Annotated in this window: 18 protein-coding genes; 1 reads left to right on the top strand and 17 read right to left on the bottom strand. The window is 70.1% G+C overall.

Features of this window, described 5'->3' with window-relative positions:
* The 17 genes from H4N64_RS01800 to H4N64_RS01720 form a co-directional block, all read right to left on the bottom strand.
* A partial coding sequence (locus H4N64_RS01800; protein WP_186280218.1) for a nitrosuccinate lyase occupies positions 1 to 1,412 on the bottom strand: 1,412 nt, incomplete at its 3' end.
* Positions 1,402 to 3,402 carry an FAD/NAD(P)-binding protein gene (locus tag H4N64_RS01795; protein ID WP_186280216.1) on the bottom strand — a complete coding sequence of 667 codons (2,001 nt, stop codon included), beginning with the start codon at positions 3,400 to 3,402 and terminating at the stop codon, positions 1,402 to 1,404. The genes H4N64_RS01795 and H4N64_RS01800, both read right to left, overlap by 11 nt.
* Before the next feature lie 23 nt (positions 3,403 to 3,425).
* Positions 3,426 to 4,400, bottom strand: a complete 975-nt coding sequence (locus H4N64_RS01790; protein WP_186280214.1) for a 3-oxoacyl-ACP synthase III family protein — start codon at positions 4,398 to 4,400, stop codon at positions 3,426 to 3,428.
* Positions 4,401 to 4,443: 43 nt separating this feature from the next.
* Positions 4,444 to 5,619 (bottom strand): hydroxymethylglutaryl-CoA synthase, encoded by a 1,176-nt coding sequence (locus H4N64_RS01785; RefSeq protein ID WP_186280212.1) that lies wholly within the window; start codon positions 5,617 to 5,619, stop codon positions 4,444 to 4,446.
* 4 nt (positions 5,620 to 5,623) lie between these two features.
* Positions 5,624 to 6,682, bottom strand: coding sequence for a hydroxymethylglutaryl-CoA reductase (locus H4N64_RS01780; protein ID WP_186280210.1), 1,059 nt, complete (start codon positions 6,680 to 6,682; stop codon positions 5,624 to 5,626).
* On the bottom strand, positions 6,679 to 7,782 hold the full coding sequence (gene fni, locus H4N64_RS01775; RefSeq protein WP_186280208.1) for a type 2 isopentenyl-diphosphate Delta-isomerase: 1,104 nt from the start codon (positions 7,780 to 7,782) through the stop codon (positions 6,679 to 6,681). Before fni ends, H4N64_RS01780 begins: the two co-directional genes overlap by 4 nt.
* The gene (locus tag H4N64_RS01770) at positions 7,779 to 8,852 is read right to left on the bottom strand and encodes a phosphomevalonate kinase (RefSeq protein WP_186280206.1); all 1,074 of its coding nucleotides are present in this window, start codon (positions 8,850 to 8,852) and stop codon (positions 7,779 to 7,781) included. The genes fni and H4N64_RS01770 overlap by 4 nt, the downstream gene beginning before the upstream one ends.
* Positions 8,849 to 9,904, bottom strand: a complete 1,056-nt coding sequence (gene mvaD / locus H4N64_RS01765; RefSeq protein WP_186280204.1) for a diphosphomevalonate decarboxylase — start codon at positions 9,902 to 9,904, stop codon at positions 8,849 to 8,851. The genes H4N64_RS01770 and mvaD overlap by 4 nt, the downstream gene beginning before the upstream one ends.
* On the bottom strand, positions 9,894 to 10,889 hold the full coding sequence (gene mvk, locus H4N64_RS01760; RefSeq protein ID WP_186280202.1) for a mevalonate kinase: 996 nt from the start codon (positions 10,887 to 10,889) through the stop codon (positions 9,894 to 9,896). The genes mvaD and mvk overlap by 11 nt, the downstream gene beginning before the upstream one ends.
* A gap of 29 nt (positions 10,890 to 10,918) precedes the next feature.
* Positions 10,919 to 12,187 carry a cytochrome P450 gene (locus H4N64_RS01755; RefSeq protein ID WP_186280200.1) on the bottom strand — a complete coding sequence of 423 codons (1,269 nt, stop codon included), beginning with the start codon at positions 12,185 to 12,187 and terminating at the stop codon, positions 10,919 to 10,921.
* Positions 12,188 to 12,201: 14 nt separating this feature from the next.
* A complete protein-coding gene (locus H4N64_RS01750; protein WP_336246615.1) occupies positions 12,202 to 13,089 on the bottom strand; it encodes an aromatic prenyltransferase in 888 nt (295 codons plus the stop codon).
* Between the two features lie 23 nt (positions 13,090 to 13,112).
* Complete coding sequence (locus H4N64_RS01745; RefSeq protein ID WP_186280196.1) at positions 13,113 to 14,720, bottom strand: class I adenylate-forming enzyme family protein; 1,608 nt, start codon at positions 14,718 to 14,720, stop codon at positions 13,113 to 13,115.
* Between the two features lie 48 nt (positions 14,721 to 14,768).
* On the bottom strand, positions 14,769 to 15,764 hold the full coding sequence (locus H4N64_RS01740; protein WP_186280194.1) for a class I SAM-dependent methyltransferase: 996 nt from the start codon (positions 15,762 to 15,764) through the stop codon (positions 14,769 to 14,771).
* On the bottom strand, positions 15,761 to 16,918 hold the full coding sequence (locus tag H4N64_RS01735; RefSeq protein WP_186280192.1) for a DegT/DnrJ/EryC1/StrS family aminotransferase: 1,158 nt from the start codon (positions 16,916 to 16,918) through the stop codon (positions 15,761 to 15,763). The genes H4N64_RS01740 and H4N64_RS01735 overlap by 4 nt, the downstream gene beginning before the upstream one ends.
* A 5-nt stretch (positions 16,919 to 16,923) precedes the next feature.
* Positions 16,924 to 17,481, bottom strand: coding sequence for a cupin domain-containing protein (locus H4N64_RS01730; protein ID WP_186280190.1), 558 nt, complete (start codon positions 17,479 to 17,481; stop codon positions 16,924 to 16,926).
* Between the two features lie 31 nt (positions 17,482 to 17,512).
* Positions 17,513 to 18,583: a type III polyketide synthase gene (locus H4N64_RS01725; RefSeq protein ID WP_186280188.1), complete on the bottom strand. Its 1,071-nt coding sequence runs from the start codon at positions 18,581 to 18,583 to the stop codon at positions 17,513 to 17,515.
* Positions 18,584 to 18,938: 355 nt separating this feature from the next.
* Positions 18,939 to 19,658 (bottom strand): AfsR/SARP family transcriptional regulator, encoded by a 720-nt coding sequence (locus H4N64_RS01720; RefSeq protein WP_186280186.1) that lies wholly within the window; start codon positions 19,656 to 19,658, stop codon positions 18,939 to 18,941.
* Positions 19,659 to 19,936: 278 nt separating this feature from the next.
* Between H4N64_RS01720 and H4N64_RS44340 the strand changes: the two genes are divergently transcribed.
* Positions 19,937 to 22,414, top strand: coding sequence for a cyanobactin maturation protease PatG family protein (locus H4N64_RS44340; RefSeq protein ID WP_222108380.1), 2,478 nt, complete (start codon positions 19,937 to 19,939; stop codon positions 22,412 to 22,414).

Genomic DNA, 22,414 nt, shown 5'->3' with positions numbered 1-22,414 from the left:
TAGGCCTTCTTCGTCCGTCGGCCCGTGGCGGGTAGTGACCGGGACAGCGCGCGGTCGGTCAGCGGGCCCGCGGCGCCGGTGTAGGCCTCCGGCTCGAACAGGTCGGTCAGTCGGGCGTCGGCGAGTACGGCCGACGCCCGGCTGTCCTGCCGTAGCACATCCGCCAGCGGCTCGCCGGTGCGTGCCGCGCGGGCGGACGCCGCGTTCAGGAGGTCGCGGGCCTGGGACTTGCCGAGGAGGGGGGCGAGTACGGCGGCGATCCGCTCGGAGACGATCTGGCCGCCGGTGATCCGGGTGTTGGCGCGCATCCGCTCCGGATCCACCGACAGCTGGGAGACGAGTTCCACCGCCTGGTGGGCCGCGCCTCCGGCCAGCCGCAACAGGGCGCGCAGCGGCTCCCATTCGGCGTGCCAGGAGCCGGCGGACCGTTCGTCCTCGCTCGGCAGACAGCCCAGTACGGTCGCGGCGAGCTGGGGCGCCTGCAGCGCGGCGGATCTGACGGCCGTCGCGAGCACGGGGTTGCGTTTGTGCGGCATCGCCGAGGACGCGCCCCGGCCGCTGGGCGCCGGCTCGTGCACCTCGCCGACCTCGGTCCGGGTCAGGGACAGCACATCGACGGCGATCTTGCCGAGGGCTCCGCACAGGAACGCGACGGCCATGGCCACGTCCACGATGGGAGTACGCAGCACGTGCCACGGCAAGAGCGGGGCAGACAGGCCCAGTTCGGCCGCGAACGCGTCCGTCAGGTCCTGGACGTAGACGGCCGGGTCGGCTTTTGGCGCGTGGGCGAGATATCCGGCCAACGTGCCTGCCGCGCCGCCGAGTTGGACGTCGGCACTCAGCGCGTCGAGCCTGTGCACCGCGTCCAGCACGAGATGGCGCCAGCCCGCCGCCTTGAGCCCGAAGGTCGTGGGCACCGCGTGCAGGGCCAGGGTGCGGCCCGCCATCAGGGTGTCCCGGTGTTCCCTGGCGAGTACGGCCAGGGCCTCCTCGACGCGTTCGAGATCGGCGCGGATCAGCCGCACGGTCCGGCGCACGACCAGGACGGTGGCGGTGTCGAGGATGTCCTGGCTGGTCGAACCCCGGTGCACATACCGGGCCGCCTCCGGGTCCCGGGCCGCGACCAGCGCGGTGAACTCCCGTACCAGCGCCACCACCGGGTTGGCGGACTCGCGAGCCTGCCGGGCCAGGGCGACCAGGTCGAGCCGGTCGGCCCGCGCGGCCTCCGTGATGACCTGTGCGGCGGTCGCGGGCACCGTGCCGAGGCGGGCCTGCGCCCGGCTCAGGGCCGCCTCGGCGTCCAGCATGGCCTTGAGCCACGCCCCGTCGGATACCGCGTCCACGACAGGGGTGGCCGCCCAGACCGGGGACAGCAGACCGGCATCCCCGGCGAGGCCGATGTCAGTGGGCATGGGTGAGTCCCTGTTCTGTGTGAGCTTCCTGCCCTCGTTCTGTGTGAGCTTCCTGTCCGCCGCCGGATGCCGCGCTCGTGCTGCCGGCGCAGGCGAGGGCCGCACGCGCGATGGCGTCGGAGTCCGTGAGCGTCACGGAGTTGACGCCGGGCCGGATGCCCGCGGCCGTCACCCAGTGCACCGACTCCGTGGGCACGCCGAACGCGAAGCGCCGCGGATGCGCCCGTCCGGCCGCGTCGATCAGGCGGAACGGCCGCCCGGTGACGGCTAGTCCGTCGCTCTCGTACGCGCCGCCGGAGCGGGTGCGGATGCGGTAGGTGGTGCACTGTCCGGTGGCCAGCAGATGGCGTAGCAGCGGATCGTCGGTGCGACGCAGGGTGATGTCGGGCAGGCGTGCCTCGACCAGGGCGTCCACACGGACCTCGGAGCCGGGCACGAGCGGCGAACCGGCGGTGTACCCGGTGCCGTCGACCCTGACCCGCAGGCCCGGCCCGATCACGTGCAGCACGTCGGCCTCGATCAGGGCGATCATCTCCTCGACCCGCCGCGCGGGCGGTCCGATGGAGAGGAACGCGTTGAGCGGGGTGTACCAGTCGTCCAGGTCCGCGCGGTACGAGTCGCCGTGCAGGCCCCCGTGGTCGACCGCGAGCCGGACCTCGTTGCGCAGGTCGCGCAGGACGTCGAGGGCGGCCTTGAGCGGACCGCTGACATTGCCGCACCTGGCCTCCGCGACGTCCTTGCGCAGGTGGTCGAGGAGCCAGTCGGTGAAGTCCCGACGGCTGACGAACTCCCGGTCCCGGTACGGGCGCGCGATCAGTTCCCAGTCCCAGCGGTACTTCTCGCTGATGCCGTACGCCGACAGGACGGCGTCCTTCTCCCGCTCCCCCGGTCCTGCCGCCAGGAAGTCGTCCTGGAGTTGCTCGGCCCTGGCGAGGTGTCCGCGCGAGGTGAACAGCGTCCGATAGTAGACGGCCTCGACCTCGCGGGAGATCAGGGGCCAGAGATCCGTCCTGAAGTCGAGACCTGAGCGCGCGTGGGTGCGGCGCAGCTCCGCGACGCGGTCGGCGGTGAGCAGCAGCGGCTCGTGCCGGCCGTGCGGGCCCTTCTCGTTGTCGCCCCGGGCTTGGTAGGGGATGCCCCGCCGGGACCCGGCGTACAGGTGCGGCTCCCGGCCGCTGGGGAGGTAGACGAGCCGTCCGCCGGCCCGTGAGAAGGAGCCGCCGCGGCCGACGGTGAGCTCGGCCATGTGGTCGAAGAAGTTCAGCCCGAGCCCGCGCAGCAGCACCTTGGTGCCCGGGGACAGCACGTCGAGATCGACGTCCGCCGGGTTGGCGGGAGGGATGTGGACCAGCCCCGCCTGCCGCACCCGGGTGGCGAACTCCCGCTCGGCGGTGTCCGCTCGGGCCGGCAGGTGGCCCTGGCACAGGATCACGGCGTGCAGGCCCGCGAGCACGGTTCCGTCGTCGAGCACCACCCGTTGCAGGGTCGTGTCCTCGGCTTCCGGATCGTCGTCGAGGGCTACGGCGAGCGCGGTGTGCGTGGTGACGCGCAGGCCCGGGGGTGCGTTCTCGACGATGCGCTGGTACGCCCATTGCAGATACCGGCCGTAGAACGCGCGCGTCGGATAGGTGTCGGGCCCCAACTCGCGGGCCTCGTCGAGGACATGGGGCGGACAGTCGTGGCCGGGGTGGCCCGCGAGGAGCGCCTCGGCCCACTCGTGCAGGCTCGGTCCGGGTTCCAGCGGGCCACGCAGGTCGACGGAGGCGTCGGTGAACACGGAGATCTGTCCGGCCACGGTGTTCATGAGCAGATGACGGGACTGGTCGGTGCGCCACACCTTGCCGGAGCCGGGCGGGTAAGGATCGACGACATGGACGTGGACCGTGCCGCTCTCGGGCTGTGAGCGGGCGTTGGCGCAGAGCCGTTCGACCACCGAGAGGCCGCGCGGGCCACTGCCTATCAGGCCCACCGTGCAGTGTCTCGTTGTCATGGTTCCTGCTTCTGCCGAGGTCTTCACCACTCGACCAGCGCGAACCCCGCGGCCATGCCTCCGCCGAAACCGGCCAGGAGGATCAGGTCGCCGGGCCGGAAGGCTCCGGTGCGGGCGGCTTCCGCAAGGGTGATCGGGATGGAGGCGGCTCCGGTGTTGCCGTAGTACGTCAGGGTGCGGTGCAGGGTGGCCCTGGACAGGGCCAGTGCGGCGAACACGGTGTCGAGCAGGACGCCGTTGGCCTGGTGCGGGACGAAGTGGCCGATGTCGTCGGGGCCGACCCCGCTCTCGTGGAGGAACTGCTTGGTCAGCAGCGGCAGACGGTCCTCGACGAAGCCGCGCACCGCACGGCCGTCCATCCTGAAGTAGTGCAGACCGGCGTCCAGGGCGGCCCGGTCGACGGGCAGCCGGCTGCCGCCCGCGGGCACCTCGATCAGGCCCGACAATTCGCCGAAGGTGTACGTGGTGAGGGCGCGGACGCGAGCGCCCTGTCCCCGGCCCAGAACCATCGCACCGGCGCCGTCGCCGAACAGGACGACTGTTCTGCGGTCGGCCGGGTTCAGGATGCGCGAGTACACATCGGCGCCGATGACCAGGGCGTATCCGCCCCTTCTGGTGAGGATCCCCTCGGCCGCGGCGAGCGCGAACACCTCGCCGGAGCACACGGCGTTGACGTCGAACGCGGACGCGTCGACGGCGCCGAGCAGATGCTGTACGTAGGCGGCGGTGGGCGGCTGGGGACGGTCGGGTGTGGAGGTGGCCACGACGATCACGGTCAGCTGGTCGGCGGTGATGCCGGCCGACCGCAGCGCGGCCCGTCCGGCGGCCGCGGCCAGGTCCGAGGTGGCCTGCTCGGGGGCGGCCCAGCGGCGTTCCCGGATCGCGGTCTTGCGGACGACCCAGGCGTCGTCGACCCCCGCCCGCGCTCCGGCCTCGTCATTGGAGACAACTCGATCCGGCACATGAGCACCCGTACCGAGGATCCCGACTTCGGTCATGCGCCCGTCTTCCCCTCAATCGGTCTGGATGGGGCACTGTCGGCTAGCGCGTCTCGTAGACGCGCTTGTGGTCGCGCAGGGCCGCCAGCCGGAAGGGGCCCGTGGTCTCGGCCGGAGTGCGGTGGTCTCCGCCGTCGGCCGGGAAGGAGAACTCGTGCAGGCCTCGGTAGCGGGCGTGGTCCACGGGGGTGCGCCGGTCGATGGCCTCGCGGTGCGCCTTGGTGCGCAGATGGTCCCGGTATCCGGGTACGGCGGTGCCGGCGAAGAACTCGGCGACGCTGCCGGAGCCGTAGCTGAGGAAGCCGATGGCCCGGTCGGTCAGGTCGTCGGCCTGGTCGAGCAGCGCGGCGAGGGCCAGGTACACCGAGGCGGTGTAGCTGTTGCCGATGACGTTGTTGTAGGCGGTGGTCAGTGCGAGGTCCCGGCTGACGCGGTCCTCGTCGACGCCGTGCCCGCAGTGGTTGAGGAGCTGGCGGTGGGCCTTGTAGGCCATCTTCGTGAACGGCTGGTGGTAGCAGAACGCGGCGAAGTCGTCCAGCGCGCGCCCGCCCTGCTCGGTGTAGTCCTTCCAACTGCCCTGCACCGCCAGCAGATACGCGCCGATGGACTCCTGTCCGTCGACCAGGGCGGCCTCGCGGTAGTTGGGCCGCCAGAAGTCCATGACGTCCGCGGTGAACACGCCCGACGGTTCCTCGATGCGCACGAGCGCGGGGTCGGCGCCGACCAGCATGGCCACGGCGGCGGCGCCCTGGGTGGCCTCGCCGGGGCTGTCCAGCTCGTACTTGGAGACGTCGGCGGCGATGACGAGGACCCGCTGCGCCGGGTCGCGGCGCACCAGGCCGATGGCGAACTGGAGGGCGGCCGTCGCCCCGTAGCAGGCCTGCTTGAGCTCGACGACCCGGGTGGCCGAGTGCAGTCCGAGGAGCGTGTGGACGTAGATCCCGGCCGACTTCGCCTGGTCGATCGAGGACTCCGTCGCGAAGAGGACGGTCCGGATCCCGTCGCTGCCGTGCCGCTCGACGATCGGCGCGGCGGCGGTCGCGGCCATGGTCACGATGTCCTCGTCGGCGGCGGGCACGCTCATCGACCGCTGGCCGATGCCGTGGTGGTACTTGTCGATGTCGGTGCCGTTGTGCTCGGCGAGGACGGTGTGCGCGAGGACGAACTCGGTGGTCGCGAACGACAGATCGTGAATTCCTACGGCGCGGTCGTGGGCCATTTCCCTAGACACCCGCCTTCGCTGTCTCGTTGGCGCGTTCCAACTGGACGTGTGCACGCATCAGTTCGCCAGGGTTCGTCTGGGCGGCGAGCAGGGAGAGTTCACCGCAGAGCACCGTCGCCGCCGCGATCACGGCGAGCCGGCGGGCGTTCTCGCCGGGGGCGCGGTCGGCCCGGCAGCCGAGCCGGGCGAGGTTCGACTCCACGAAGTCGAGCCCCTTGCCGTTGCCGACGGAGCCCACGATCAGGTTGGGCAGCGTGCAGGCGAAGTAGAGATCGCCGTCCCGTTCCTCGGCCATGACGACGCCCTGGGAGCCCTCGACGATGTTGGCCGCGTCCTGGCCGGTGGCCAGGTAGAAGCCGAGCAGCATGTTCGCGAAGTGGGCGTTGGCCGAGCGGATGCCGCCGGCGAGCAGGGTCCCGAGCAGGTTCTTGCGGATGTTCAGCTCGACGATCCCGGCGGCCGTGGTGCGCAGGACGGTCTCGACCACGTCACGCGATACGAGGAGCTCGGTGACCACGTTCTTGCCCCGGCCGAGGATGCCGTTGACGGCGGTGGCCTTCTTGTCGGTGCAGTAGTTCCCGGAGATCGATCCGTAGGCGATGCCGGGGATCGTCTCCAGCAGGTGCCGCAGCAGCGCGTCGGAGGCGAGCGTGGCCATGTTGTGCCCGGAGGCGTCGCCGGTGCTGAACTCGAAGCGGACGAACAGCAGGTTGGCGTTGATCTCGTGGCGTATGCCGATCAGTTCGGCGTAGCGGCTGCAGGAGCGCACCACTTCGCGCAGTTCGCCGATGCGGGCGTCGATGGTCCGTGCGGCCGTCAGCGCGGTCTGCGCGTCCAGGGCCTCCACGAGCACGGATCGGGTCATGCGCTCGTCGACGAGGGTGGCGACGATGCCCCGTTCGCAGAGCATGGAGACCTTCGCGCCCCGGCCCACGGAGGGCCACAGCGGCGACTCGTAAGTGGCGAGCGGGACCGGGGTCTCGGTGGTGGCCACGTTCCCCGAGATCCGCAGGGGGCCCACCCAGCGCATCGGAACCCCGGCGGTCGCGTTGTCGGTCATCGTGTGTTTCCCGTCATCTCGTGGCGGACGTCAGGGCTGCCGGAACGGCGGGCGAAGGGCCGGGGATCGATGCCCCGGTCGGCGCAGAAGTCGCGGAGCTCGCCGTGGATCAGCAGGTCGCAGTGGGTCAGTGCGGCGGGGGTGGGCGCGCCGAGCACGGTCTGGAGGGCGGCCAGTTGGTCGAGCCACGTCCCTATCCGTGCGATCAGCGCCTTCACTCCCTCGTCGAGGAGCGTGCGCAGGAAGGTGCCGGAGACGCCGACGCCGGACGCGCCGAGCGCCAGCGCGCGGGCCACGTCGAGCGGGTGGCGCACACCGCCGGAGGCGAGGACGGGGATCGGGGCGTCCTGCGCGTCCAGCAGACAGGCGGCGGTGGACTGTCCCCAGCCGTGGAGGTAGGCGTAGTCGGCGAGTTCGCGGCGGCCGTTCTCGATGCGCGCGAAGTCGGTGCCGCCCCGGCCGCCGAGGTCGGCGATCCGTACCCCCAGGCTCGCCAGCAGGCGGACGGTCTCGCGGCTCAGCCCGAAGCCGACCTCCTTGACGATCACGGGGACGTCGACGCCGGCCGCGATCTTCTCGATCTGCGGGGCCCAGGACGCGAACGAACGGTCCCCTTCCGGCATCACCGTTTCCTGCACGGTGTTGACGTGGATCTGGAGGGCATCGGCCCGGAGCAGGTCGATCGCCCTGTGCGCCTTGTCGACGGAGGCCGTCGCGTTGACGTTGGCGATGACGAACCCGTCCGGGTTCTCCTTGCGCAGCACGCTGAATGTCTCGGCGCAGTCGGGGTCCTTGAAGTAGGCGCTCATCGAGCCGGACGCGATGGGCACGCCGGTCTCGCGGGCGGCGATGCCGAGGTCCCGGTTGATGACGCCGGTCCGTTCGCTGCCGCCGGTCATCGCGTTGATGTACAGGGGTACCGGCCAGGACAGACCGGCGAAGGTGGTGGCGAGTGAGACGTCCGGCCGGTCGAGTCCGGCCAGGGCGTGGTGGACGAACGAGACCTCGTCGAACTGGTTGCGCCCGCTGTGCTGTTGCTGTTGCTGTTGCTGTTGCTCGACAGCGAGGCGGACATGGTCGTCCTTGCGTTGAGCGATCATCGCTGGTTCCCTTCCGCGGCGGGACGGATCGGCAGGGGCACGATCCCGGCCGAGGCCCACCGTTCGCGCAATCGGGCGATGTCCCGGGTGGCTCCGGCGTCCAGCAGCGCGATGCCGCAGTCGCCGCCGCCCGCCCCTGAGGGCTTGGCGGCGCCTCCGACGGCTTCGGCGGCCTCGCACAGCGCGGTCAGCCGGGGCGTGAACACACCGAGGGCGACCTCGTCGTCCAGTCGGGCCAGCTCCTGCCGGGCCTGCCGGATTCGGGCCGTCAACTCCGGTCCGTCGCCTCGTTCCAGTGCCTCGATCGCCGCGTGCACGCAGTCGGCGGTGGTGCGAACGAACCGTTGGTGGGCGGGCGTTCCGCGCCAGGGGCGCCGGTGCAGGTCGGACACCAGGGACGCGGTGGAGGCCGGGGTTCCGGTCCAGCCGACCTCCAGTGCGAGTTCCTTGGGCGGCGGCAGAGGTCGTACGTCGAATCCGGGCCAGGGCGCTCGCAGTGCCTCCTCGACGCCTTGGTCGCGGGCGAGTTCCCGTACGGCGCTCCGGTCGGGCGCCCGGTAGGCGATCCAGCCGCCCCAGGTGCTGGCGGCGAGATCACCGCCGGAGCCTTTGGGGTCGAGCTCGGCGGTGGCGAGCAGGGCCAGCCGGAACCGTTCCTCGTCGGACAGCGTGAGACGGCAGTACGCGGCGACGGCGGCCAGGGTCGCCACGGTCACCGCGCCGCTGGACCCGAGGCCGTACTTGGTGCCGTTGTCGTGCAGGCCGCTTTCGACCAAGAGGCTGAACTCCGGTGCGGGCAGGCCGCGTTCGGCCAGCAGCCGGGCCACGGTCTCGATGGCGGACAGAACATGGGTGAGTCCGGCGTGGGGGGCGAGCCGGCCGTCCCGCCACCGCAGGCGCGCGCCGCGCGGGCCGAGGTCGGAGGAGATCTCGACGCCTGCCTCGACCGGGTCGGTCACCGTGACGGTGACATAGCGGTCGACCGCGACGAGAATCGCCGGATTGCCGGGCTCGACGACCGCGTACTCCCCCGCCACGAACAACTTGCCCGGAGCACGCCGGCGGATCACCGGCCGTCCCCGTGCAACAGGCGGGCGCCCGGCCCCGGTTCCGCGATGTGCACCGCGCCGCCCGGTACGGCGACACACACCGCCTCGGCCACCCGGTCGGCGTCGACCCGGCGGCACAGCACCTTGACGTTGGGCCCGGCATCCATGGTGGCGTAGGCCGGGATGCCGTCCTGGCGGAGCCGGAGCACACTGTCGAGGACGGTGAGCGTGGCCGGCGACAGATAGCGCACGGCCGGGCGTGCCGCCAGCATCGTCGCGTGCATACCGAGTGCATTGCGTTCCGCGATCTCCCCGACCGCCTCGATGTCACCGGCGAGCAGTGCCGCCCGCATCTCGATCAGGTCGGCCTGGCTGGAGACGGCCCATGGTTCGTACAGCGGGGAGGTGTCGACGGTGCGACGCATGGCGGCCCGGCTGGACACGGGCTTCGGGCCCGCGTCGACCACGGCGACGACCAGTGCCGGGTCGAGGTCTCCCACGGGCACGGGCTCGGCGTAGGAGCTGCGGTCGGCCTCCTCCGCGCTGCCGGCGTCCGGACCGGCGTGCCACACCGCGAAACCGCCGAAGACCGACCGGGACGCCGATCCGGAGCCGCGCCGGGCGAGCCCGGACAGGGCCGTGGCGTCGAGGTCGAGCCCGTACGCGGCCGCCGCGGCGACAGCGAGGGCGGCGAATCCGCTCGCGGACGACGCGAGGCCCGCCCCGGTGGGCACGGTGTTCTCGCTGTCCACCACGGCCCGGTGCGCGAGCCCGGCCCGTTCCCGCACCAGGTCCAGGAAGTCGACGATACGGCGCAGCGCCTCACCGGCGGCGGGCCGGCCGTTGAGGGTCACCATGTCGCTTCCGGACCGGGGAGCCAGGCGCACGGAGGTGGTCGTCGGGAAGACGTTCAGGGTCATCGAGAGGCTGTCGACCCGGGGCAGGACCAGGTGTTCGTCCCGCTTGCCCCAGTACTTGATCAGCGCGATGTTCGGGTGGGCGACGGCGGTGGCACGTCCTGCGGTACCCCGCTCCCGCACGTCGATCAGGTTCGTCGGGAATTCAGCGTGCATGCTCGGCAGGCCCTCTCAGCGGTACGACCCAGGTCCGCACGGCGCCTGCCGCGTAAAGCTCCTGCGTGACTTCGCCGGCCTGCTCCATGCGCGTGAGGGCGAGGACGCAGCCGCCCAGTCCACCGCCGGTGATCTTGGCTCCGAGGCTGCCCGCCGTGAGCGCGGCTTCCACGAGGGCGTCGATGCCATTGGTACTGAGTCCGGCGGCCCGCAGCAGATCGTGATAGTCCGTCAGCCGCGCCCCGAGTTCCTCCGGCCGGCCGTCCGCGAGGGCGTACCGGGCCTCCTCGGTCAGCCGCGAGGCGCGGTGCACGAATCTCTCCTTCGCTCCCGCGTGCTGCTCGAATCCCTCCCGCAACAGCTCGACCGCGTCCTTCGTACGGCCGACGACGCCGCTGTCCGCGATGACGAGCAGGCCGTAGCAGCCGATGCTCAAGCCCTGCACTTCGCCCTTCTGGAACAGCAGCGGGGCGGTGGCGCCGACCGTCCGTGCGTCGACGCCGCTGGAGCGGCCGTGCGCCATGTTCTCGGCCGTCTGCACCAGGTCGTACGTCTCGTTCTCCGTGACCTCACGGCCATGGAGATCGGCGAGGGCATGGACGACCGCGCGGGCGCAGGCCGCGCTGGAGCCGAGTCCGCGGCCGTGCGGGATGGCCCCGTCGATGAGCACATCGAGGTGCGGGCTGTCGTCCACGCCCATGGCCGCCATGAACTCGGTGATCAGCCGGCGAAGTCCGTCGGACGCCTGAGTCACCATCGGCCGCGACGGGGAACCGGTCATCGCGAAGGACACATCGCCCGGTCCGTCGGTCACCCGGGCAGTGGCCGTGACCGTCAACTGGGGTATGGGCACGGCGAGCGCCGGGGCCCCGTACACGACGGCGTGTTCCCCCAGCAGAACGGCCTTGGCGTGGGCGCGGCCGATGCCGACGGAACCTGCCCGACGGTCTGTTGGCACCCCCTCCGCCGACGTGGAAAGAGTCAAAGCACTCAACTCCCTTGTCGTTTCCGCGGTTACCGGGGCCGGGGGACCATGAGGAGGCGCCGCGGATGGAGCGTGGTCTCCGGTGCGGTGCGGATGTGCTGGTCGGGCTCGGTGCCGAGCTTCCATTCCTGGGTCACCACATCGAGGATGACCTGGAGTTCCTGCCAGGCGAACATCTCGCCGACGCATCCCTTCGATCCGATGCCGAAAGGGATGTAGGAAGCGTCGACCTTGCTGGGGTTGAGGGAAGTCCACCGGTCGGGATCGAAGCGATGCGGATCCGGATAGAACTCGGCGTCCCGGTGCAGGAGGTACGAACTGAACACCACGTTCGTCCCCGCGGGCAGCGAGTGGTCGCCGAGCGTGACGTCCGAAAGCGCCTTTCGGCAGGAAATCCACACCGGCGGATAGAGCCGCAGCACCTCCATCAGGAACCGGAGGCTGTAGCTGGGCGCGCCCTGCCCCGGGGCGGCGCTGCCGCTGCGCATCAGGTCCTTGAGGATCCTTTCCTCGACCAGGGGATTCCTGGAAAGGACGTACAGCGCCCAGGACATGACGGAAGCCGTGGTGACCGTGGCCGCGGTCATCATCATGACCGCCTCTTCGCACACCTGCTCCGGCGTGAGGAGGCGGTTGCCCTTTTCGTCGGAGTCCGCGAGGAGTGCCGAGAGGTAGCCACCCGTCTCTTCGGGGTGGTTCGGGAGATCTTCGATGCAGGAAGCGAGCAGCTCCCGGAACTCCCTGCGCGCCTGGGACAACTGCTTGGACGCGCCCGGCCGCGCGGCTCGTGCCGCCGATTTCCCGTACAGCGGCTTCCTGATCATTTCCCAGGCCAGGCGGGACAGTCGCTCGCTGAGCGCGTGCGTCGTCTCGGGGATGAGTCCGGGGATGAGCGTGCTCACCGAGATCGTGCAGGTGATCCGGCACATCTCGGCCTGGATGTCCACGGCATCGCCGGCCCGCCACGAGGAGACGACGTCACGAACGATGTCGCGCATGGCAGGAACGTATTCGTCGACCTTCGTCGACCGGAGGAAGGGATTGGCCAGACGCCGGTAGTGCCGGTGCATGGCCTCGTCCTCCGAGAGCATTCCGACCCGGCTGAGGTTCCTGGCCTTCCGGAAGAGTTCGCCCTTGCCGTAGTTCTTGCTGTCGCTCACCAGAATCCTGCGGACCAGGACCGGATCCCTGACGAACACGGCGTCGACGCCGTCGACGGTCAGGCGGCGCAGTCGGCGGCCTCGCAGGAGGCTCTCCATTCGACTGAACTGGAATACCGGACTGCTCTGCTCCGTCATCGCGGTCACTCCTCTTACACCTTGTCGCGGGCGGCGATGTAAGCGGCGTTGAGACGGCTGACGGAACGCCAGCGGTAGTAGGACTGGAGCTTGTAGTACTCCTCACCGGAAGACGTCACGGCGGCATAGACCATCTTCGGGTCGTCGACACCGTACGGAACGCTCTTCACGAAGTGCTCGATCTTGGTGCCGAGCCGGGCGAAGTACGCCATCGGGTTCTCGGTCTTCACCCCGTAGGAGATCCGCTCGATGTCCGGGGAGTCCCAGTTGTGGGTGGTGTAGATGCCGAACGCCTTGGCGCAGAAGTTGAACATCTGCTCGCTGGGGCTGGGCAGTCCGATGTCCCGGTGCATCGCCAGGACGGTCTCTTGCTCGTAGCATTCCGCGGGCGCCCTGAGGTAGGCGTTCATGGTTCGGCTGCGGTAGTCGATGCCGATGACGTCCACCTTGTCGGCCATGCCGTAGCGGGTGAAGAAGTCGAGGTTCTCGGCCAGGCTCGCCGGCATCGACGGCAAAGACGTGAGCCGTTCCAAGGTCTCGTGCTCCCCCGCCGGGAAGTACACCCAGATCTTCTTGAACCCGGACGTGACCCCGAAGTCGATTCCGTAACTGTCGATGGGGCACAGCTGCTGGAGGTCCGAGAGCAGGGTGCCGATGGGGTGCTCCGGCTTCTCCATCAGGCCCTTCGACAGGGCGACTTCGTACGGGTCGACCTCCTTGGGCAGCGTGAAACGGGCGTCGAAATCTCCTTCGTGCTTCGCGTTGGTGGCCACCCTGAAAGCGATCACGGCCTGGGGAAGTTCATCCTCGAACGCGGCCAGAACGGGCCGGACGACCTCAGGCGAAGCGGTCACGTCCAGCAGGCCGGCTGACTTCTCGATGGCGGAGTAGAAACCTGCCACAGAGACATCGACTGCACCCGACATCATTGCTCCAAAGAGTCAGTCTCGGTTTCTGTTTGCGTTGCTGCCTTGAGCCGGTCGGCCAGCGCCAGCCGCTGCACCTTCAAGGTGCCGGTGCGCGGGAGTTCGGCCTCGGGGATCTGGACCGGGTCGGCCAGCTGGGGGAAGTCGGCGACGGCCGCGCGCCAGCGGTCCAGGTCCAGTGGCCGGTCGCCGTGGGTGCACAGCACGGGGACGGCCTCGGAGTCGGGGCCGTGGACCACCACCAGCTCGCTCAGTTCCCGCATCTTGGCGAGGACCGTGTCCTCGACCTCAAGGGAGCTGCGCACCCCGGGGATCATGTCGACCTCGCGGTCGAGCATGTGCAGACAGCCGAACCGGGTGAAGTAGCCTACGTCTCCGGTCGGCCACCAGTCGCCCTCGCGGTTGCTGTCGTAGCGGTCCTGCTCGCCGAAGTAGGTCTTGGCGAGGCCGGGCCAGGAGACCTGGATGCGGCCGGGGTTCTGTTCCGTCGGCCGCTTTCCGTCCCGGCTGACGACGCGGACCTTCGCCGAGCCGATGGGCATCTGCCAGCCGACGCAGCGGCCGTTGGCCTTGTGCGCGGAGTGGCGGAAGTAGGCGCGGCCGACGGCGGGGCCGACCTCGCTCTGTCCGTAGATCTGGAAGAACAGGGCGCCCTGCCGCTCGGAGGACTTGAGCAGCCGGCTCATCGTCCTTGGGTGGATCGCGTCGAAGGTGCTGCTGAAGTACTTCACCGAGGCGAACGGCCTGCGCGGGTCCTCGGCCAGACCCTCCCACGCCATCAGCGAGTTGGGCAGCGCCTCGATGAGCCCGGGCCGGTTCTCCAGGAGCAGCTCGGCGACCGTGTCGGGGGCCGACTCGTTCATGAGCAGCACCGGCATCTCCCTCAGGAGGGCGAGCGCCATCGCCGCGACGTTCCGGGAGTGCACGAACGGGATGTGGATCGCCACGTTCTCCCGCTGCTGCATGAGGGAGAGCAGCCGCCACTGCGGCTTGAGCCGGATGCCCTGGGTGCGGGGCGTGTGCACGACCAGCTTGGGCACGCCGGTGGTGCCGGAGGTGTGGGTGATCACGGCGGCCTCGTCGATGGGCCGCACCACGGGCTTGACCCGCGGCGCCCTGGCGAGCCGTGCCAGCGAGACGGTCCCCGTCCGCTCGCCGTTGACGATGACGACTTCCCGGGTCAGCTCCGCCAGGGGCAGTTCGGCCAGCGCGTCGAGCTTGTGTTCATCGGTGAGCAGGTTCGGCCGGTCGACCCGCTTGAGCAGGGCGCCGACGGTCACCGCGTCCAGGCTGGGCGAGAGCAGCACGGGCACCGCGCCGATCCGGGACGTGGCGCAGGCGAGCACCCACACATCGGCGTTCGCCTTCTTGTGGATCACGACATGCTCGTCGGGCCGGACTCCGGCGGCCCACAGCCGGGCGGCCAGGTCGTCGACCATATCGGCGAGTTGAGAGACCGTCAGATGCCTGCCGGCGTCGGGCAGTACGTCCAGATCGTGGTCGAGCGTGAGGGGCGTCGCCCCGTTCACGGCCGCGGCCATGGCCGGCAGCAGACCGATGTGCAGACCGCGCTTCTGTATCGATCGATAGGCCACGGAGCCCTTCATCGGGCTGCCTCCTTTGCGGTGGACGATGGGCGTTCGGGGTGTCGCGGCCTAGCGAGCGATGACCAAGGTGGCGGGCGGCGCGGAGTGGAACGAGACCTCCGTGAAGCCGGCCTTGCCGAGCCACTCCTGGTAGTCGGACCGCCGCCAGGTGCCGCCCTGTTTGCTCTTGAGCAGCATTTCCGCGGCGAACATCAGCGGGAAGGCGGGACCACTGCGGTCGTCGTCGACCAGGTAGTCGCAGACCACCAGGGCGCCGCCGGGCTTGAGGGCGGTGCGCAGGCGGGAGAAGACCGCGATGTTGTCCTCCGGCCCCTCCTGGTGGGCGATGTGGGAGTACAGCGCCACGTCGTACCGCGCGGTGCCGAAGTCCGTGGTGTGGAAGTCGCCGGAGACCGTGGTGAAGCGGTCCGCCACGCCCCGTTCCGCCAGCAGCCGGCGGGCGATGGTGTTGATCCGCTCCCAGTCGATCTGGGTCGAGCGGGCGGCCGGGTTGGCTTCCAGCCAGATGCCCGAGTAGACGCCCGAGCCACCGCCCACGTCGAGGATCGAGATCGCGCCGGCGTCGGCAAGACCGAGCACCTCGGCGGCGAGCGTGGCGGCCGGCACCGACTGCGCGGCGATGGCCGTGACGATCTCCTCCCAGTGCGGGTTGTCGGCCACCTCGACCACCGCGTCCCGCACCGGCCCCCCTGCGCGGACCACGTCCGGCAGGGCGGCCAGGCCCGCCATGTGCTTCAGCTTCAGCTTGGCAAAGTTGCTCAGGGAGGTGGGCTTGCCGTCTACCAAATAGGCGGACGCCTCGGGCGAGTTGCGGTAGCGACCCTCGTGCACCTGGACCAGGCCCACGCTGACGAGACCGTCGAGCAGGGTCTGTGCGCCGCGCTCCGCGATCCCGGCGCGCTCGGCCAGCTCCGCGGCCGTGTCCGCCCCGGCTTCGAGATGCGTGAACAGCGAGTGGCCCGCCGCGGCGCCGACGACGCCGGTGGCCCAGTAGCCGTTGATCAGCCGCAGTACGCCGTCCGGAGTCGGCCGGTTGTCCGTCATGCTGCCCCTCCTGCGCTCACGGTGGCCGCCGAGTGCGCGCGGACCGCGCCCCGCAGGGCGCCAGCGACCCGTTCGACCTGGTTCGAGGTGAGTTCCGCGTGCATGGGTATGGCGAGGTTGCGCGCGAACAGGTCCGCCGAGACCGGGCACCTCTGCTCCGACAGGAACACCGGCTGCACATGGGTCGCCCACGCGCCCTGTCCGCAGCCGATGCCCTGACCACGCAGTTCGGCGGCGACCGCCGAACGGTCCACGCCCGCGTCCAGCGTCACGACGTACGACTGCCAGGCATGAGTACGGTCCTCGGGCACGTACGGCAGCGTCAGGAGCTCTTCGTCGGCGAGGAGTTCGGCGTACTGCGCGGCGACGGCATCGCGGCGGGCCAACAGCTCTTCGATGCGGCCCAGTTGGACCTGAAGGATCGCCGCGGCGATGTCGGACAGCTTGTAGTTGTAGCCGATCTCGGTGAACTCCGGGATGGGCAGGCCGACGACCTTGCCCAGGTCGAAGATGCTGCCGATGCCGAAGGAGGAGCGCAGCCGGGCGTCCGCCCCGATCCTCGGGTCCCGGGCGAGCAGCGCGCCACCCTCGCCGCTGGTGGCTCCCTTGCGCCCATGGAAGGACAGGCAGCTCACCTCGGCGAGCGCGCCCGCCTGACGGCCCTGGTAGGTGGCGCCGACCGCGCAGGCGGCGTCCTCGACGACGAACAGGCCGTGGCGGTCGGCGATCGCCTGGAGTTCCGTGTAGTCGGCGGGGATGCCGAGCGTGTCCACCGCGATCACACCGACCGTCCGGGGGCTGATCAGGTCGGCCACCGCCTGCGGGGCGACGGTGCCGGTGTCGGCGCGTACGTCGGCGAAGACCGGCACGGCGTCGACGTAGCGCACGGCCTGGGCCGGCGCCGGGAAGGTGTAGTCGGCGACGATCACCTCGTCGCCCGGTTCGACGCCGAGCGCGAGCAGGGCCAGGTGGAGCGCGGCACCGCAGTTGCTGGCGGTGACGGCGTCCCCGACCCCGTACTTCTCGGCCAGTCGTGCCTCCAGGGCCTTGCCCCTTGGGCCCTGTCCGGCGGGCCAGCCGGAGGCGAACACCTCGGCGACGGCGGCGAGTTCACGCACCCCGAGGCTCGCGTGGACAAGGGGAATCGGTTCCATCGCGGTCACCTCTCGCTCGTTTCCTGGCCGGGCATCGCGACGACCGACGGCGGCTCGAAGCGCAAGGGCGTGATCTGACCGACGTCGTACCGCCGACGCATCGCCTCCACGGCCGCGGGGTCCACGGCGGTGCCGCGCGACCAGATCTCGGCGATCTCCTCGAAGTAGGCCTCGTGTTCGGGCGAGGGATAGCTCTGGAAGAGCATCTTCACCGGCTTGTCGGTGGCGTTGCGGAACGCGTGCGGGATGCCGGGCGGGACGAACATGCAGCTGCCCTCGGCGGCACGGACGACCCGGTCGCCCTTGGGGGACTCCCAGTGGTGCCAGGTGTCCGTGGTGCGCTCGGCCGGCTCGAAGCACAGCAGGTCCAGTTCGCCCTCCAGGACGTAGAAGAACTCCTGGGAGCGCTGGTGGACATGGGCCCCGACATCGAATCCGGGCGGCACGATCACCTCGAAGATCGATACGGAGGAGCCCATCTCCTGCGTGGCCTTGAAGGTCACCGACTGTGCCGGGGTGACCAGCTTTCGCCCGGCGCCGGCCGGGATGATGAGGTCGGTCATGTGCTCCGCTTCCTGTGTTCGCACGCTGCGTTCAGGCGAAGGTCTGCGGGATGCCGTCGGCCGCCCAGGTTCCGAGCGCCATCTCGGCGGTGATACCGGGACCGAAACCCGCGATCAGACCGGTGGCACCGGGCGCGGGGGTCTCCTCCTCGAACAGCCTTCGAGCGGCTTCGAGTACGACGGCGCTGGCGATGTTCCCGTACTCGTTGAGGGTCGACCAGCTGTGCCGGAACACCTCGCGGTCGACGTCGAGAAACTTCGCGAGGTCGTCGAGGATGCGCGGACCGCCGGCGTGAATGATGTAGAAGTCGAGATTTCCGGCGTCCCAGCTGTGGTCCTTGGCCAGTTCACGCAGGACCGGAGCGAGCGGCTCCATGGTGCCGGGCACCCGGCGGTCGAGCTGGAAGTGGAATCCGGTGTCCTTGACGGCGTAGGAGATCCAGTCCTCGGTGTCCGGGATCAGGTAGGAGGCGTTGCGCTCCAGGTCGATGCCGACGCCGCCCTCCCCTCGTACCACCGCGGCGGCGACCGCGTCGCCGAACAGGCCGTCGGAGAGCAGCGAGCCGATGTCGTCCGCGTCGGGCTGGTAGCAGAGCGAGCACAGTTCGCAGGAGACGATCAGGACGTTGCTGCCCGGGTGGGCGGCGCAGAAGTCGTGGGCGCGGTTGATGGCCGCTCCGCCCGCCGCACAGCCCAGTTGGGCGATGGGTATCTGCCGGGTGTCGGAGCGGAATCCGAGGTTGTTGATCAGCCATGCCGTCAGTGACGGCATCAGGAACCCGGTGCACGACACGTAGATGATCGCGTCTATGTCACGGGTCCTCAGTTCGGCGTTGGCCAGGGCCTGTTCGATGACCTGGGGGGTGCGCTTCTTGGACTCGATCTCGTAGATGCGGTTGCGCGCCTCGAAGCCCGGATGGTGGAGCGTCTTCTCGATGGGCTGGACGAGGTGCCGCTTCCTGACACCGGTGTTCCGGATCAGCCGGAGCGCCAGGGCGAGTTGCGGCTTGCCGGCGTGCGCTGTTGCCGCGAATTCCAGGGTCTCTTCCAGGGTGATGACGTGTTCAGGCGCGTTCATCGCCGGCTTGCATAGCCTCGGCATATCTGGGATCCACTTCCTCAGAGTCTCGACAGCAAGGGCAGTGGAGCGTTGCGCTGAAGGCAGACCGGCCCGCCGATACGTCAGGCGGGCAGCACTCACTCCCGGTTGCTGCCGGACAGCACCGGTCACAGCCGCGATCGGCCGGGCTACGGGAGGAAGCGTTCGTGGTGGCGGCCGGTCAGACAGAGAACGCTGACGGCGAGTTGCGCCTGTCCTTCAACGGAAGGGGACTTCAGCTGCTCGGACCAGACAGCCGTGCGGGGCTGTTTTCGGGCAGGGAAGGCGTGCGGAAATCGTGACACGGGAGGGATGTCGGCGCCAAGGAGATCCTGGGGTGACTCAGGTCACACCGCCGCTAGGCCGACGTCAGCTCCCGGATCAGCTCGGCCATCCGCTGGGACGGCGAGACCCTCAGTTCCTGTTGCAGGAGCCTGCGGTAGTCCAGGTAGTGCTTGACCGCACAGGCGACATTGCCCTCGGCCGCGTGGACCTCGATGGCGATGCGGTGGGCGGTCTCGCGGTAAGGGTCGACGGCGGTGGCGGCGAGGGCCGCCTGATGCGCCGCCAGGAACCTGCCGAGGGCGAGGAAGTGCTGCGCCAGGCTCTCCAGCGCGTACAGACGCATCTGGTCCCAGCGTTCGCGGTCCAGTATCAGCCACTCGTCGCCCCACCCCGGGAGCAACGGCCGGCCAAGATCCTCGACGAGCCGGTCGAGGCCGACGGGGGTGGCGGGGGTGGCCCCGTCGTCCCGCTCCAGGAGCCGGCGGGCGGACCCGCAGGCCTCCCGGTGGTCCACGGAGATGCACGGCGACAGCGCGAGACGGTGGCCTTCGCTGACGACGACGGTCTTGGGGCCGATCTTCCTGCTCTGACACAGGGCCGACCTGAGGTTGGCCGAGGCCCGCAGCGGCGTGCACTCCGGCCAAAGCTGCTCCGCCGCAGCCCGCCTGTGAATCCCTTCGCCGCGCACGGCGAGCAGCGCGAGCAGACGCTGAGCCCCCGCCGGGACGGCGACCGAACGGCCGCCGCGGATTAATTCAAATGGTCCCAGGATTTCGAGACGTACCGCGTTCATCACAGCTAACACTGTGCTCGACGCGTTTTTCCGCTGCAACCGCTGTGACCCCGTCGGACCAGGCACGCCCGCCGTGTCAGGTACTTCAAGAATCATCAATCCGGCATCCGATAAACAATTTCACGACACACCGAAAACGCATTCTGAACGCTCCTCGAACGCCCCGGAGATGCATCACAAATAGAAGCTTCATATTCCGTCGAATATCCACGGAACATCTTTGTGGGAAACCGGTCTCGCAACCGAAAGAATCACGAGATCTGGGAACGGAGGATCGGATGGACGTCCGGTCGGTACTGCGCGCGGTTCCCGGTGAGTCCGGGCTTCTGGGCACACCGGCGGTCAGCGTCGCCGTGCTCGACGGGCCCGTCGACTTCGCTCATCCGTGTTTCGCGGGAGCGGATCTCACCCGCCTGGCCACGCTGGTCCCGGATGCCGCCGGTTCCGGACCGATGTCGTTGCACGGCACTCATGTGGCCAGCCTTCTGTTCGGACAGCCCGGATCTCCGGTGGCCGGCCTTGTGCCCCGGTGCCGCGGTTTCGTCCTCCCGGTGTTCCGGGAGTCCCCGGACGGAGGTGTGGCCCGGGTGCCACAGCTCGACCTCGCCCGGGCCGTCGAACAGGCCGTGGAGGCGGGGGCCCACGTCATCAACATCAGCGGCGGTGAGCGCAGTCCCGACGGCAAGGCGGAGGCCATGCTGGAGCGGGCGCTTCGACGGTGCGCGGAGAACGGGGTGCTGGTGGTCGCGGCGGTCGGCAACGACGGCTGCGACTGCCTCCAGGCACCGGCCGCCACGCCGTCCGTGCTCGCCGTCGGGGCGACCGACGCCGCAGGCGAGCCGCTGGACATCAACAACTGGGGTCCCGCCTATCGGACCAACGGTGTCCTTGCTCCCGGCCGGGACATCGAGGGCGCGGTTCCGGGCGGCGGTCTTGCCGCACTGACCGGCAGCAGCTTCGCCACCCCGGCGGTCACCGGGGTCGCGGCACTGCTCGTGGCCCAGCAGATCGCCGAGGGCCGTGAGCCGGACCCGCTCGCCGCGGGCCGGGCCATCCTCGCCTCCGCGAGCCGCCCCCCGTGCGCCCCGGACGACGCGCCGCATTGCCGCCGTCTCCTCGGCGGTCATCTCGCCGCCGCGCGGGCCTTCGACCTCAGCAGGGCGGAGGGCTCGGTCGTCCCCCAGGGAGTGCGGGGCGCCTCGGTGAGCATCATCGGCGGCCCCTCGACGCCTCGGACGACTCACGCCGAACCGAAAGGAACAGCCATCGTCATGGACACGAACGCCGTACACGCGCACGCCGGGGAGGCGGCCGAGGGTCTGTCCGCGGCCGCGGCCCCGCCTCCCGCCGACGCGGGAACACCGCCTGCCGCGCCGCCCCAGGCGCCGGCTCTCCCTCCGGTCCCCCAGACACCCCCGGCTCCCCCGCAGGCCCAAGCGCCGAGCCCCGCGCCGCCCCCTTGGCCCGGCACGGCACCGCCGGCGCCCCAGCAGGTCGCGGCGCCGGCATTTCCGCAGGCGGCCCCGCAGGCCGGAGTCCAGCCCGCCGCGCCGCCGATGCCCCAGGCCGAGGCTCCCGCGGCAGCACCGGTCCCGCCTGCACCGGTGGAGCAGGGCGTCCGTCCCTCCTGCCCGGACTGCGGTGGCACGTGCGGAGGCCGCACCAGCGGGGGTACGGCGGCGAACATGGGCGCGGTGGCGAACGGAGAGGGTCGCCAGCTCATCTTCGCGATCGGCACGATCGGCTTCGACTACCGGACCGAGGCCCGCAGGGACAGCTTCCGGCAGCAGATGCCGGATCAGTTCGTGGAGGCCACCGCCGATCACCCGGAGCGGGAGATCCCGCCGAACGTCTATGACCCCCGGCAGCTCCATGCCTACTTGGCGAAGAATCCGTGGGCGTGCGACAAGCTCACCTGGACGCTGAACATGGACGCCACGCCGATCTACGCGCTGGAAGCGGAGACGCCGGTGGGCATGGACTGGACTCAGCCGATCATCACGGACCGGGCGGCATCGGCCGCGGCGGTGCGAAGCGACGCCGAGAACGCCGTCAGCGACCAGGGTGCCCGGCTGACGGGCATTCTGGAAACGCTGTCGTACCCCCCGGTGTCCACCGTCTATCGGACGTTCCGGGACGCCATCGTCGGCCAGGTCGAGGACCGGCAGAGCCCGGCGCATGTCTCACGGGTGTCGGTCCCGGGCGTGCTGACCGACCGGACGGTGCGTCTGTTCTCCGGCCAGGTCGTCCCGGTGGTCGAGGTGAGGAGCCGCGGTCTCTACACCTGGAACGAACACGTATTCGTCGAGGCGGTCCTGACGGCACTGAAGAAGGACCTGGAGCGCCGCAACGTGACGTTGGAGGGCGAGAACCAGCCTGATCCGGAAAAGACCATCCGCGCCTTCCTGGACAAGATCTACTGGCAGTTCCGCAACCTCGGGCAGAGCTCCGCGGACCGGGCGCTGAACTTCGCCGGCACCAACGCCTTCGATGTCGGCAGGGAAATGGCCGAAGGCATGCTGGCGGCCAACCAGGTGCCTGGCGCCGACGACAGGCACCTCTACTCCCTGGACACCATCACGGTCTCCAAGAGTCCGTTCTGCCGTCCGGGTTCCGACTGCCAGGACGTCGTGATCACCTTCTTCGACCCCGAGAACGACCGCAGGGCGAACCTCTCCTTCCTGTTCACCTACGACGTCAGCGACGAGCTCCCGGTGAGTCTCGCGCCCGTCCACAAGTTCATCGGCGGCTTCTGA

The organism is Streptomyces cupreus (assembly GCF_014257025.1).
In the GTDB taxonomy this organism is placed as follows: Bacteria; Actinomycetota; Actinomycetes; order Streptomycetales; family Streptomycetaceae; genus Streptomyces; species Streptomyces cupreus.
This window is presented reverse-complemented; position numbering and strand designations above follow the sequence as displayed.

Coding starts and splice junctions, on each gene's coding strand:
- H4N64_RS01795 (WP_186280216.1), bottom strand. CDS start 3,402: ATGACAACGAGACACTGCACGGTGGGCCTGATAGGCAGTGGCCCGCGC.
- H4N64_RS01790 (WP_186280214.1), bottom strand. CDS start 4,400: ATGACCGAAGTCGGGATCCTCGGTACGGGTGCTCATGTGCCGGATCGA.
- H4N64_RS01785 (WP_186280212.1), bottom strand. CDS start 5,619: ATGGCCCACGACCGCGCCGTAGGAATTCACGATCTGTCGTTCGCGACC.
- H4N64_RS01780 (WP_186280210.1), bottom strand. CDS start 6,682: ATGACCGACAACGCGACCGCCGGGGTTCCGATGCGCTGGGTGGGCCCC.
- fni (WP_186280208.1), bottom strand. CDS start 7,782: ATGATCGCTCAACGCAAGGACGACCATGTCCGCCTCGCTGTCGAGCAA.
- mvaD (WP_186280204.1), bottom strand. CDS start 9,904: ATGCACGCTGAATTCCCGACGAACCTGATCGACGTGCGGGAGCGGGGT.
- H4N64_RS01755 (WP_186280200.1), bottom strand. CDS start 12,187: ATGACGGAGCAGAGCAGTCCGGTATTCCAGTTCAGTCGAATGGAGAGC.
- H4N64_RS01745 (WP_186280196.1), bottom strand. CDS start 14,720: ATGAAGGGCTCCGTGGCCTATCGATCGATACAGAAGCGCGGTCTGCAC.
- H4N64_RS01740 (WP_186280194.1), bottom strand. CDS start 15,764: ATGACGGACAACCGGCCGACTCCGGACGGCGTACTGCGGCTGATCAAC.
- H4N64_RS01735 (WP_186280192.1), bottom strand. CDS start 16,918: ATGGAACCGATTCCCCTTGTCCACGCGAGCCTCGGGGTGCGTGAACTC.
- H4N64_RS01730 (WP_186280190.1), bottom strand. CDS start 17,481: ATGACCGACCTCATCATCCCGGCCGGCGCCGGGCGAAAGCTGGTCACC.
- H4N64_RS01725 (WP_186280188.1), bottom strand. CDS start 18,583: ATGCCGAGGCTATGCAAGCCGGCGATGAACGCGCCTGAACACGTCATC.
- H4N64_RS01720 (WP_186280186.1), bottom strand. CDS start 19,658: ATGAACGCGGTACGTCTCGAAATCCTGGGACCATTTGAATTAATCCGC.
- H4N64_RS44340 (WP_222108380.1), top strand. CDS start 19,937: ATGGACGTCCGGTCGGTACTGCGCGCGGTTCCCGGTGAGTCCGGGCTT.